This window comes from Ruegeria sp. BA2 (genome assembly GCF_056539605.1).
This window is the reverse complement of record NZ_JBQFVE010000002.1, coordinates 146,060-159,932: the sequence shown is the minus strand read 5'-3', so window position 1 is coordinate 159,932 and position 13,873 is coordinate 146,060. Positions and strand designations below refer to the sequence as shown.

Annotated in this window: 6 protein-coding genes; 4 read left to right on the top strand and 2 right to left on the bottom strand. The window is 54.8% G+C overall.

Going from position 1 to position 13,873, the window contains the following annotated elements:
- Positions 1–108: 108 nt before the first annotated feature.
- A complete protein-coding gene (locus ACR0NN_RS05370; protein WP_170723069.1) occupies positions 109–1,176 on the top strand; it encodes a catalase family protein in 1,068 nt (355 codons plus the stop codon).
- Positions 1,177–1,194: 18 nt separating this feature from the next.
- Positions 1,195–2,847 (top strand): peroxidase family protein, encoded by a 1,653-nt coding sequence (locus ACR0NN_RS05365; RefSeq protein ID WP_170723067.1) that lies wholly within the window; start codon positions 1,195–1,197, stop codon positions 2,845–2,847.
- Between the two features lie 8 nt (positions 2,848–2,855).
- Here the strand turns inward: ACR0NN_RS05365 and ACR0NN_RS05360 are convergent, their stop codons facing one another.
- Positions 2,856–5,855: an adenylate/guanylate cyclase domain-containing protein gene (locus tag ACR0NN_RS05360; RefSeq protein WP_170723062.1), complete on the bottom strand. Its 3,000-nt coding sequence runs from the start codon at positions 5,853–5,855 to the stop codon at positions 2,856–2,858.
- Positions 5,856–6,380: 525 nt separating this feature from the next.
- Here ACR0NN_RS05360 and ACR0NN_RS05355 point away from each other — a divergent pair.
- Both ACR0NN_RS05355 and ACR0NN_RS05350 read left to right on the top strand, forming a co-directional pair.
- Entirely contained in the window at positions 6,381–7,703 is a 1,323-nt protein-coding gene (locus ACR0NN_RS05355; protein ID WP_170723060.1) for a UDP-glucose dehydrogenase family protein, read from the top strand.
- A 391-nt stretch (positions 7,704–8,094) separates the two neighbouring features.
- Positions 8,095–10,188, top strand: coding sequence for a tetratricopeptide repeat-containing sulfotransferase family protein (locus ACR0NN_RS05350; RefSeq protein ID WP_170723058.1), 2,094 nt, complete (start codon positions 8,095–8,097; stop codon positions 10,186–10,188).
- A gap of 75 nt (positions 10,189–10,263) precedes the next feature.
- Here the strand turns inward: ACR0NN_RS05350 and ACR0NN_RS05345 are convergent, their stop codons facing one another.
- A complete protein-coding gene (locus ACR0NN_RS05345) occupies positions 10,264–13,689 on the bottom strand; it encodes an autotransporter domain-containing protein (protein ID WP_170723055.1) in 3,426 nt (1,141 codons plus the stop codon).
- Positions 13,690–13,873: the final 184 nt, after the last annotated feature.

Below are 13,873 nucleotides of genomic sequence, written 5' to 3'. Positions count from 1 at the left end.
TTGGAAAAATCTGAATCTGCGTTAAGCTGTTCGGATTTAGAGGAATGGTTTTGCCTGCACCTTACGCGTGATTGATCATTGCCTGGGCTTATCCAAGGAGAGGGTTACTTGACACATGTTTCGCAAAATGGATTAACCCCAGATCTTGTTGAAGATGTTATCGACCACAATGCCGAGGCTGTCGCTCAATGGAAGGGCCGTCGTCTGAGGGCACAGCATGGGCGCAGCCACGGATGTGTCACCGCAACGTTCACTGTAAGGAAGAACTTACCTGACCACCTGCGCCATGGGCTTTTTGAACAGCCTGCAAGCTACGTGGCCGCAGTTCGGTTTTCCAACGGCGCACATCTTGATGACCGAAAATCAGATGCGCACGGGATGGCGATCAAACTCTTTGACGTGCCCGGACCCAAGCTGATCGACGCCGAAGCGCTTGCACATTTGGGCATCTCGCAGCTCAGCGACGAGTTTGATTTTGTACTGGTCGATCAAGATGTATTTCCCAGCTATGTCCCCGAAGAATACGAGCGATTAGGTAAGCTTGTCGCCACATTACAAGCGGTGCAACACGCATTCATGGGACGGCGAAAATGGAGTTTGAAACTGGTGGCCAAAGGCCTGGGCGCAGCCTTTCGCGCCCGCTTCACCCGTGAAGGTAAACGCCAATTCGGCGTTGCGAGTGAGTTTGCATCAAAATACATGCACTCACCGTTCGAAGTTCATTTCTGGTCTACAACACCTTATCGACTGGGGCCTGATCTGACGATTAGATATCTGGCACGCAGCGCACGGCCCAACATTCCCACAACACCTGTGGATGGCCCTGACGATATCGGCAAACACTTGCGGAACGATGTGTCTGAGGGCGACAATCAATTTGAGCTTTGCGTAATTGAGCCGCCACGCAGCGACACAGATTTCGATGCGCTCGATAATCGCATTCGGTGGGCTTGTGATCCGCAACCCGATGCGCCGCTCGACCCTCACCACCATTCGGTCACGCCGGTTGCGGATATCACCATTTCCCAGGGCGCAGCCTTTGATCCTCATGATGGCGACGCGATGAGCTTTTCGCCTTGGCGCGTCACGGCAGAGCATGAGCCTCTGGGGCCGATCAATGCGATCCGGCTGAGAACCTACCTAAGCCTGGCGCGTGCCCGGTTCCCTAACAAATGACCAGACGGAGACGTTTTGATGCTGGATGTTGATGATCTGATCGACCTCGGGTTCAAGGTCGCCCCACGCTTTACAAGTTATGTCACGGCAATCAGGCTTGCGAACGCCGCCAAGATGCACCGACCAAGGCCATATATCCTGAATAAGGACTATACGACTTGGCCGGGGGTGTATTCACAACGTTGGATTGGTCGGCATACGCAGCCCGAGGATCCCTCGCCAATCTTGCCCTCCGAAAGCGAGGTCGCCGACCTGTTTCGGCGCAGAACGCAAATTGACGGCAGCCCGCTTACCCTGCTGTGCCCTCAGGGATCGACACTCTTTTTCATATCGGCGGCACAGTGGTTTACCGATAGTTTTCTGCGCACATTCGTAGCGCCGGATACGTTTGGTCAGACGGATTCGAACCACGAAGTCGACTTGTGCCAGATTTACGGGCTGAATGATTTTCAGACCGACATGTTGCGCGAACGCGACCCCGACACCAAAGAATTGACCCATCGCCTGGCCTTTCGACTGGATGCACAAGGTGAAATGTGGGCACCAAAACTGTTTCAAAAGGACCAATCTGGGGGCGTGAAACTTGCGCCGCCCTTTGATGGTAGCCTTGCCACAGGGAACAATTGCGGAAAGCCATTACATGATCCCTGCAAACTGTGGAATGCCGTGAAGCGCGCGCATCCGGGGCTGAGCAAGCGTGCTATTGATCAGCTTCTGCTCGATTTTCACGCGACCGGGCTCGACAATGGCAATGGCACAATCGGCTATATCGTCATCAACACGCTGATGTTGCGCGCGCATAATACCTTTGCCGATCTGCTTTGGCGTGAGAAACGCGGAACTGCGGGTTGGGACAAAGAGCGCGTGTTTCAAACCACGCGATGCACCCTGATTGCCCTTCTGATCAAACTGGTGCTTGAAGACTACATCGCCCATGTCGCCAATATGCCGTTCAAAATGCCCGTTGGTGCCAATCGGTGGCAGCCGTGGCATCACGCTAACCAAATCGCGATCGAGTTTAATCTGCTTTACCGATGGCACTCGATGATCCCCGAGCGCTTTATCATCGACGGCGCACAAGTTGGACCGGAAGGATTCCGGTTCAATCCGCGGCTGGTTGAACAGACAGGGCTTGCCGAAATGATCCGCTCATTGTCCCGCCAGCAAGCTGGGCGCATATCGCTTCGGAACACTCCAGATTTTCTGTTTCAGAGGCCTGCGTCGGGCGCCCTATCTCCTGTCGAAGCCACAATCGCCGTAAGCCGGAGGGCCCGTTTGCCGTCCCTGAATGTATATCGTGAACACTTTGGACGCAGAAAGCACGCCAGCTTTACCGAGATGGTTGGAGATCAGCCATTTGCGGATGAATTGATTGCGGATCTCAGTCGGCTGTACTGCGATGTCAATCGCGTCGAGATGTTTCCGGGCCTGTTTGCCGAGCAGCATAAGGGCACTGTAATCATGGGTGACTTGATGACATCAATGGTGGCCTATGACGCGATCACGCAGCTATTGAACAACCCGATGGTGTCCAAGAACCTGTATTCAGAACAGACGTTTTCAGCAAAGGGACATCAGTTGCTGCAGAAGACGTCCTCGTTTGCCCAAGTCGCGAATTTCGTCGGGTTGGACCTGCCGCCAGAAGATTGCACCATGGGTCGACGATCCTGAACTCGGACTTATGACGCAACGCTTTCTTCCAGCTCAGTGATACGTTCAGAAATATCAGGGTCAGCAGGCCGAATACTGACTAAATCATTCAGAGCGCGCAGTTCATAGATCGTCGCGCCCTGCTCACGGGCAACGGCGATAGATTTTCTGAGCGCAGACTCAACGGCGTCGATCGGGCCTCCGTTTTCCAGCAAGAGAGCAGCTTTGATCCGGTAGATCTCGGCCTCATAATTTCGTTCATCGGTGCTTTCCGCGCAGGCCAGCCCGGCCTCGACCGCATTCAATCCTTGCTGGATTTCCCCGAGTGCAAGAAACCCCCTTGCGATCTCGGTGTTAACAAGCATACCCGCTGCCTCGGCCCCTGTTGCCTTCATTCTATCCCATGCTGCTTGCAGCAAGGTTACTCCCTTTAAAGCTTCTCCGGATCGGATGGCGACACCGGCGAGATGCGCAGTTGCAACGGCCTGATAGTAGGGCCCACCCTTGTCTCGCACAGCTTGACCCAGTGCCTCAGCCATCTGCGGATAATCGGGATGATCCGTTTGCATATGAATTTCGGTCAGCCAGTGCATCGCGTTGGCGATGATCAAGGGTTGTCCTGACGCCATCGCCGCGTCGACTGCTCTTTTGCCTTTTACCAGCCCTCTTTCCGGGTTTCCCCTAAAGCTGTCAATCAGGGCAGCCATGCTCTCGATCTGTATCACAGCGGCAATGTCAGGGCTGTTGCCAGCCTCAGCCCTATGCGCATCGGCGTGCAAAGTTGCCTTTTCCAACGCTGCTTCTGCCTCGGTGAACCGGCCTTGCGGGTATAGGGCGGCCCCGCAGATATAATTTCCGACCATGCGTGTGTGATGATCATCATAGGCATCAATGATCGCCTTACCCCAATGTTCAGCGCCGTTGTAATCGCCCTTGACCATTGCAGCAGTAAAAAGCCCCCTGCCCGCGCGCACCAATGTGCGCCTGTCACCAAGCTTTTCTGCCAACTCGAAACTGCGACCGAAGGCATCGATTGATGGCTTGGCCCCATATCCGACATGCACACGCTCAGCAGCAGCCAATAAGAACTGCAAATGCAACTCAGCTTCATCGCGTTTGTCTGCGGGCAATCCATCCAACAGCCGCAACCCATTTCGGGCGTGCTGCGCCCCTTCGCGGTTGGCGTGGCGCCTCAGGTTCAACCGCGCAGCCTCGGTCCAAGTGGCTACGGCCTTCGCGGTTTCACCAGCCAATTCCCAGTGCCGCGCAATCTGCTCAGGTTGGCGCGCAGCTTCGGGCTGGGCTGCGAGAGCCTCGGCAGTGCGGCGATGCAGATAGACACGCCGGTCGCGCACAAGGCTTTGATAGGCGGCTTCGCGCACCAACTCATGACGGAAGCGCCAAATCGGCTCAGCGTCATCATTGGTTCCGGGCAGGTGCTGCAAAATCCCGGTTGCAGCGAGTCCGAATATCGCATCTTCGGATTCGTCTTCGGTCAGATCACTGATCTGCGCAAGTAAGGGTGCACCAAAGGCGTTGCCAATCACTGCAGCCTCGATCGCGGCGCGCCGAAGCTCGCCCACTTCGTCAACCTGTTGTGCCAACAGATCATGAAGAGTGGCGGGGATATTATCGACGATCCGTTCCGGCGATGCGGCGATCGCAGCGGAGCACTCTTTGATGTACAGCGGGACACCGTTTCCCCGGGCCAGAATTTGGGCCGTGGTCCGTTCATCAAGACGCGCACCCGAAGCGGCAGCGGCCAGTGCTACCGATGTTTCTTCATCAAGCGGAGGGAGCGACATTTGTTCAAGCGATGGGCTGCTATCTTTGATCACACCTGGCGCAGGCGTTCGCGAAACCATCAGCATAAGGATGGGCAGTGATGTGAGATGCTCGGCCACGTCACGAAGAATCGACAAGGTCGACGGGTCGACCCATTGCATATCCTCAACCACAACAAGCACAGGACCTTCGCGGCTGAGTGTTTCGTAAACGCGAATGAAAATGGCGCTCAGTTGATCACGCAGCTCCTCTTCGCTGGTGGTTCCGCTGTCTCCGGGGCCTGGAGCAAGTAAAAAAAACAGCGTTCGCAGTTGTGCTTCGTCCAGAATCTCAGACAAATGGCCCGTCAGTCTGTTGCGCCGCGTGGCGATATCATCCTGGCTGAGAATGCCGCACCACCGTTCGACCTGCGATATGAACGGGAAGAAAGGCGTGCTGACATGGAACGGGCTGCAGTGATAGGTAACCCATGACTGAGGCCCAACCGCAGACCGGAGGTCGCGGATCAAATGCGATTTCCCGATTCCAGCTTCGCCCAGAATGTGGATGACGCGCCCCCTACCTGCTTCGACGTCTTTCCATGCGCGGCGCAGTTGCGCGCGCTCGGCCTTGCGACCAAGCAGTGGCATACGATTATGCCCGCGCATCTGATCCCTGCCTTCCCCCTTCAATCGGTAAACGGGAACCGGTCGATCAAACCCTGCGAGATTTTGGGCGCCTTGCGGCTCGAACTCCAGATTTTCGGCACCTAGCGCGCGTGTTGCGGCCGCGACCATTGTTTCACCCGGCGACGCCAGCGACTGCAACCGTGCAGCAAGATTAAGCGTCGATCCGAAGATAGCATCTGGCTGAACATTGGCGCCCAGCGCAATATCCCCAACCAGAACCACACCCGACGCGATGCCGATCCGGCACCTCAGATCCAAGGGGCCACCCATAGCCGGCAGATCGGAATGGATACGCAAAGCCGCCCGCAGCGCACGTTCCGCATTGTTCTCGGATGCAGAAGGCCACCCAAACGCGACAAGGATGCCATCGCCCACAATCTGCAGCACCCGACCGCCAAGCTCGTCCGCGACGTGCTCAACCAGCTTATGGTAGCGCAGCGTCGTCGAAAGCAGGTCTTCTGGTTCCAGCTTTTGTGCTAGAACGGTCGACTCGACAAGATCCACCATCATTACGGTTAGATGGCGGTGCTCCATAGCACCAAGATCGGTTTCCGGACTACTTGGGTGCAGAACCATCAGCCCTCTCCGAAACCGGCGCTCTTGTGGTTTTGAGGTGTCAAAGCAACGCCTCTTTCAGAACCCAAAACCGAGAACATGCCTCTCATCGCGAAGCCTTACAATAATAAAATGACTGCACTAACCGCCGCTCGACACAACGAAAGCTAACTTGGAGACTATATGAAGCTTTGCGATCTGGCTATGCCCAAGACCCATGAATGCACCTTAGGAGACACGGGCGCATATTGAGTTGCTCAACCAAGCCATGCGGCAAGGTTGGTCGAAGCAGCGCCACCAGTAACCAAATGATTTGCGCCAGATCAGTACACAGAGCTATCAGCACTTGAACATTGCTCCACAAAAAGCATATTCGGTCGCCAAGAAGCGGCCTGAAGAGTTTTGCCATGTTTTCTGAGCAACTGAAGCGAGCAGGCAATTCATAGACGGTTGCGTTGACTTAGTCCTCGAATGACTGTTCGCCCAGCTGTCAAACGGGGCCAAAAAATGCGCCTCCGGCGAAAACCAAAGGAAGGAATTCGATAAATGCGCATTGCGATGATTGGCACCGGATATGTCGGCCTGGTATCCGGTGTATGCTTTTCGGATTTTGGTCACGACGTGATCTGCGTCGACAAATCAGAACACAAGATCGATATGCTGCAGAATGGCGAAGTGCCGATCTACGAACCTGGCCTCGATGTGCTCATGGCCAAAAACGTGGCTGCCGGTCGGCTAACCTTTACCACTGATCTGGCTGCGGCTGTCGATGGGGCAGATGCGGTATTTATCGCGGTTGGCACCCCAACTCGGCGCGGAGACGGGCACGCCGATCTCACTTTTGTGATGGCTGCAGCAGAAGAAATCGCCAATGCAATTACCGACTATACTGTGGTCGTTACCAAATCGACTGTTCCGGTAGGTACGAACCGCAAAGTACATGCGGTCGTTTCAGCGGCTAATCCGAAAGCCGAATTTGATGTCGCTTCGAACCCCGAGTTTCTGCGTGAAGGGGCCGCCATAGATGACTTCATGCGCCCCGACCGTGTCGTCGTTGGCGTTGAAAGCGAGCGCGCCGCCGAGGTCATGGCCGAAATCTACCGCCCGCTTTATCTGCGCGACTTCCCGATCCTGACCACTGATCTGGAAAGCGCTGAGATGATCAAATACGCCGCCAATGCTTTCCTTGCGACCAAGATCACATTTATCAATGAAATCGCTGGCCTATGTGAACGCGCAGGCGGCGACGTCAAAGAAGTGGCGCGTGGCATCGGCCTGGACGGGCGGATTGGCAACAAATTCCTGCATGCGGGCCCCGGTTATGGCGGCTCATGTTTTCCGAAAGATACCGCAGCACTTGCACGGATCGGGCAGGATTTCGCACATCCAATGCAGATCACCGAGACCGTCATTCGCGTTAACGACGAGGTAAAGAAGCGGATGATCGAAAAGATCCGCGATGCCTGTGACGACAGCTTCAATGGCAAAACCGTCGCGGTGCTTGGTGTCACCTTCAAACCCAATACGGACGACATGCGCGATGCTCCGTCTCTGACAATTGTACCCGCCTTGATCGGTGGAGGGGCCCGCGTGCGCGTGGTTGACCCTCAGGGCCGAGCTGAGGGTGAAGCGTTGCTTCCGGGTGTCGAATGGTTGGACGACCCTTATGCAGCCGCGGCGGACGCAGATGTGGTGGTCTTGCTGACCGAATGGAACGAGTTCCGCGCGCTGAACCTGAACGAACTGGCCGCATCGATGAGATCAGCGCGGATGGTCGATCTGCGCAATATCTACTCCTCAGCTATGGTTTTGAGTTCCGGTTTCGAGACCTATGTCGGCGTTGGCATGGGTGGGCAGGTTAAATTCTGAAAAAGCGTTTGCCCATTCGAATTGACCGGAAGAATTCACATTCCGAAGGTAAGGCTGCCTGGCCAAAAACCAGGCAGCTTTGTTGGCGCATTTGGTATCGCGCTGTTCGACTACCACACCCATAAAGGTCGGCACGCGTATCAGCACAGACCACTTGCAAGCGCGATGAATGATTGAAAGTCGCTGCATCTGCCCGGACACAAAAAAGGGATAGTGTTACAGTTGAGTGCTGATCATGCCTTTCACTGAGCTCCAGCTGTCGGAATCGAGTGCATTCAAGGCCTGTTGAAATCAAAACTACGGATGGTAAACCCTGTTTGCTCGCCAGACTATTAGTCAACATGTCAAGAACATGGTGGCTCTGGTTCACTTATTGCCGGAACTGAGACGCATGACGCAAGCTCGTACGATACCTTTGGAAGACGCCGTCCAATTGGGTGTGTCGCATTTCAATAAAGGCGACTATCAAGCATCGGGAACCATTTTTTTCAACATCGTTCAAAAGGTTCCTGCGCACGCGCTTTCCCACCAGATGCTTGGACTGATCGCCTTTCGTTCTGGCAAGAAAGAAGAAGCGGTTCGGGCGATGGCCGAAGCCGTTCGCCTTCAGCCAGCTGACGCGGGTTTCCTCGCGAATTACACTGAGATCTTGCGCTCTGCAGGCGCGGTCAATGAGGCCGTCGAAGCAGGGCAAAGGGCGGTCACTATTGCTCCGGGCAGTGCTATTGCGCAGTCCAATCTCGGCCTTGCATATTATGATCAGGGTAATTTGGACGAGGCCGAAGCATCGCAATCCCGTGCTCTGGCTTCGGATCCGAAATTCGACCGCGCGCTCAACAATCTGGGAAGTATCGCAAGGGATCGCGGGGATCGAGAGAAGGCGGCCGAATTCTATCAACAAGCCTTGGATATCGCGCCTGGGTCGGCTGAAACCATCAACAATCTGCTTTCGGTTCTCATCGAGGACGAAAGACTGAAGGACGCGCGCGCATTCGCCGAGGCGCAGCTCAAACAATTGCCGCGAGACGCAGAACTTCACCGAAACTTCGGGCGCATATTCCTGTTGGAGGGCGATTTGGATAAGGCCGAGAGCGCCTTTCGCAATTCGATCGCTTTGGATCGAAACAAAGCTGACAGTTACACCGGTCTGTCGCAGGTATTGTTTGAAAAGAACCACCCCAAGCTTGCCCTGGTTGAGGCCGAACAGGCTGTACGCCTTGATCCAGACTCCGCTTCGGCCATTCACCAGCTTGCAATAGCGACGGCACATCTTGGCGATACCGACCTTGCAATCGCTTACTATCACAAGGCAATTGGGCTGAAGCCAGACATGGTGGCAAGTCGATTGGCGCTTGGGCACCTTGAACTGGAGCAAGGAAACTCTGAAAGTGCGCGCGCACATTTTGAGATCGCCGCTGAAATGGAGGGCGACAAACTGAGCGCCCTTATTGCCCTTTCCAAACTGGAAAAGGCAACGCCTGACAGTGAGGTGTTCACAGCGCTGCGGCAGAAAATCCCGTCAGCAGCTGAGATGCTGCCCCAAAAAGCAGTCGCGTTTCATTTTGCGATAGGGGAGTGTTTCGAACAATTGAAAGACTTTGATCAAGCGTTTCAGCACTTCGATACAGGTGCTGGATTAAAGCGGCAGTTGATCAAATACGATCCCGATGAACTGGATCGTCTGACGGACGCACTGATCGACACCTTTGGTACCCAGACAATCAGTCGTCTCCGAAGATGCTCAAACGATAGCAGCTGTCCGGTGTTTGTGGTTGGCATGCCCCGATCTGGGACAACCATGACCGAATCCATTCTGAACGCGCACCCCAGCGTTTTTGGAGCCGGTGAACTCAACGATCTCCAATTCCAATTCGGTTTGGTCGGAGACCAGCAGACAGATGTGCCCGACGCACTTGCAAGGTTGTCAGATGCCGAGCTGAAACGGCGTGCGGATAATTACGTTGATGTTCTGAAGCAACACGCCCCCGAAGCCGCATATGTCGTCGATAAGATGCCCGCAAACTTCCAGCTGGTGGGCCTGATTCACAGTATCTTACCAAACGCCAAGATTATCCACATTGCCCGCAACCCCTTTGATACCTGCATGTCCTGCTACACCAGATTGTTCGAACGCAGCCAGTTGCACAGCTATGACCTTGTCGAACTTGGACGTTATTTCAATAACTACGTCCGCATTATGAACCATTGGCGGCGTATCTTGCCGTCAGATGCTTTTCTGACCGTACATTATGAAAACCTTGTCGATGACCTTGAACACGAAGCGCGGCGGATCATTGCACATTGCGGGTTGGACTGGGATGACGCCTGCCTGGAGTTTCACAAGTCAAAGCGCCGCGTGCGTACCGCAAGTGTTCAGCAGGTGCGAAAGCCATTGTACAACTCGTCAAAAGCGAAATGGCGCAACTATGAAGCGCAGCTACAGCCCCTGATCGATACGATTGGCGATAACGCTATCCGATTCTGAACATAGGGTTACGGATGAAAATGGCCGGTCGATTGACCGGCCATTCTTGCTGCGATCAATATGGTTAGTGCCCGGTTAGAACCGCCACTCATATGACGCCCAGACTACCTGTGTCGTCACATCGGCACCTGCAGTTGATCGGGCCTCAAGGTTCAAGATACCGCCATGGTCAAACGCTTTCTGGTAGCCCAGGCCGATTTCGCCAAAGGTCTCGCTGCCAGTGCCGCCGGACGCCAAAGCGAGCGTATTGCCAAAGATCGTCACATCAAACGTAGACGGGGTATCCGAGTCGCGGTGCACCGCTGCAAGCGAAGCCGAGAATGTTCCACCCGCAACTGAGGTCGAATAGGTTCCGCCCAAACGTGTTTCGTTAAATGTGATCTCTCTCTCGCCGACCGTTGCGTTGGCGGATGAACCGGTTTCGGTATAGCCGTCCAGATCTTGCCGACCGTAGAGGAAACTCGCCCGAGGCGTAAGCACAGCGCCGTTTTGCAACGTGAAATCCCGCTGAGCCGCGACCAGTGCCGTGATCATATCGCTGGAGTAGTCAGCGCTCGCATCCGAGCCGTCAACGGCGCGCGTTTCGTCGTGGTCAAGATGGCCATACCCCAGCCCGAAACTCAGATCTGCGAACCCGAAGTTCTGGGCAACCAGCCCGCTGAGGTAAACACCCGTCGTATCAAAAGACGTCGAACCGAATGTCCCATCGTTTTCCAGATAACTGGCTCCGATACCATATCGCAAACCTGTGCCCAGATCGCGGGTGACCCCGGCGCTTACGCTCCACATATTCGATGACAGCGCAGGCATGTTTGATCTCGCATCTGCGTCACTTTGGCTGCCGCTGATCAAGAAATAGGGGCGGTAACCTTCGATCGGGCCGCTTCCACTTGTGCTGAGCACTGTCTGTTCATTGCTACCGCCCAGATTAGGGGCTCCTTGCACCTGATTGGCAAGGTCGTAGGACAAGCCTGCGATCTCGAAGGATTGGCTTAGGTTCGGGCGGGCGTCCTCGGTGTCAAACGACGCATAGACCGGCGCTGATCCGCCTTCGCCCTCTACGAACCAACCTTGGGTTGGTGCTGTGATGCGTGTTCTAAAAGCACCCTGAGACGTATCATCGTCCTGAAAGCGGTAAACCTCTCGACCACCCACGTTGATCAGATTGACATCGTGATCGCTGACTCTGAGCTTTCCTTCGATCGAGGCCGTGGTCTCGACGTTCAGCGTGCCGCCTCCGTCACCTAGAAACACCGAATAGCTTTCGCCCGAAGACGTTGCCGAGATATCGCCGGTGACGTTGACCGTACCCTGCGCTTCTTCGACGAATATGCCGTAGGCTTCCACAAAGTCTCCATTCGCTGATGCTCGGATTTCACCGCTATGGGTTATCACCCCATCTGTCGATAGCTGCTCTGCAAAAATCCCGTAAGCGAAGGTATCTCCCTCTCCGGACGCCGATACGTCGATATCAGCGTTGTTATCCAAGTTGCCATCAATGTCATTGGCTGAGATCCCCAACACAGCTGTCTCAAAAACAGATTGCGTGGTCGCGCTGACAGTTATTGAACCACTGTTCGTGAACGATCCTCCGGTCACAATATCACTTGGTTCGATGCCTACGGCCTCCGCTCGCGATGCGTTGTTCGCACCTAGCGATACCATGATATCGCCCGCGTTATGATAACTGCTCTCAACGTCAGAGATATCGATCCCATAAGCGAAAGCGCCCCACAGGTTTTGCGCTGTCACATCGACCTGGATCGCACCGGAGTTGTTGAATGATCCGGATGTCGAGATGTCGCCCAAATCCATACCAAAAGCCTCGGCGACAAATCCGTCCTGAGTTTGCAGCGTCACATCTATGTCGCCGGTGTTTGAGAACGCTCCGTCGACATCGTCTCCGTCGATACCATTTGCAGAGGTTATGAATGATCCGTTGGATTCAACCGAAACAGACAGTGTCCCTGAATTCGAGAAGAATCCTTCGTATTCAAGCGTGCCCATGTCGATCCCGGCACCATAGGCTGACGAAGAGTTGCTGATAGCACTGACTTGAATAGCGCCCGAATTGGTGACGCTGCCGCTAATGTCGTCGATTTCAAGTCCTGCCGCATTGGCCGAGGAACTACCAATCGCCTCGACTGTGATTGTGGCCGAGTTCTGGAAAACTCCGGAAACGTCGCCTGTCTCGATGCCATCTGCAAAGGCAAACTCACCATCAACGACAACCTGGATCGAACCAGAATTGGAGACCTGCCCGGTAATGTCGCTCAGGTCGATACCGTTGGCATGCGCGGATGATCCGGCATCAGCTCGAACCTCGATACTTCCGCTGTTTACGAGAGTGCCCGAGACATCGCGCAGGTTGATACCTTCAGCAAACGCAGAATTGCCATCTGCATTTACTGCGATCGTGCCCGAGTTCGTTAACACACCAGAAACATTGCTGCCATTGATTGCGGCTGCCGTCGCCGAAGATGTCGCATTGGCCGAAATCGTCAGGTTGCCGCTATTCCGCATTTGGCCGGATATGTTGCCAACGCTGATCCCTTCAGCATTTGCTTCGCTCGCGTTGTTAATGCTGACACCTATCGCTCCGCTGTTTTGAAGGCTTCCAGAAATGGTGCTCGCCGAAATTCCTTCGATACGTGCGTCGGACCCGTCAGCACTGATGGCGATTGTGCCGCTATTGGTCACGGACCCCGAAATGGTAGACAGGCGCAACCCGTCCGCCTCAATGCTGGATCCCTGCACATTTATACGGATCGTTCCGGAATTTGTGAGGCTGCCTGATACGTCGCGTGTTTCGATCCCGTAAGCAGTTGCGTGGCTTGTTGCGGATATAGTTAGGTCAAGCGTGCCCGAGTTGTTCAGCGTACCTGCAACGCTTCCGGCGATAATGCCGTAAGCTTCACCACTGGATGCATTAACAGCACTCGCAACGATATCACCGGTGTTTGTAAGGCTCCCGCTTATGTCGTCGACCACGATACCGAATGCGTCAGCACTGCCGCTTGTGTCGACGTTGATGTCAATGGTACCCGAATTCGAGATTGCTCCAACCACGTTGCCGGCCAGAACACCCGTAGCCGTGCCGAAAGTCAAAGCCGAGTTTGCAATGTCGATTGTCCCGGTGTTTTGCAGCGTACCGTTAACTTCGCCTTGAACATCGACACCTCTCAAGTCTGCCGAGTCACCAATCGCGGCACCCATTGTGATTGTGCCTGAGTTCAGAACCGAACCGGTCAGGTCTCCGTTTATGTCAATCGCTGCACGGGTTCTGTTGATCCCTTCTGGTGACGACAATAGCCCAGCATTGGTAAGGTTGCTGGTATAGTCCGGCACATTTACGACGACCAATCCCGATCCGGTCAGCGGGTCTACTACGATCGACCCCGTACTGGTGATCTTATGATCTTCGTCCACTGCGCTGACCAAAGGAGTAGTCCGTGCGGTCGAGACGACTTCGGCGCTGCCGTTTCCTGCGGTAAGCGCCACCAGGGAGACCGTGCCCAGGAAAAACGATGGCGCGATACTTGCCACTTTACCTTTAAATTTCGTCAAACGACCACTGCGCGCAACCGCGCGTTTACTTTGCCCAGTCAGCATAAGACCCCGCCTCAACCAGCTATATTTCCATTCCCCGTGCCCTCGGTTTGCTCCGAGGTACACACACCTAACG

Bases quoted from the DNA above. Each gene is read 5' to 3' on its own strand.
- ACR0NN_RS05365 (WP_170723067.1), top strand. From the start codon at position 1,195: ATGCTGGATGTTGATGATCTGATCGACCTCGGGTTCAAGGTCGCCCCA.
- ACR0NN_RS05360 (WP_170723062.1), bottom strand. From the start codon at position 5,855: ATGGTTCTGCACCCAAGTAGTCCGGAAACCGATCTTGGTGCTATGGAG.
- ACR0NN_RS05355 (WP_170723060.1), top strand. From the start codon at position 6,381: ATGCGCATTGCGATGATTGGCACCGGATATGTCGGCCTGGTATCCGGT.
- ACR0NN_RS05350 (WP_170723058.1), top strand. From the start codon at position 8,095: ATGACGCAAGCTCGTACGATACCTTTGGAAGACGCCGTCCAATTGGGT.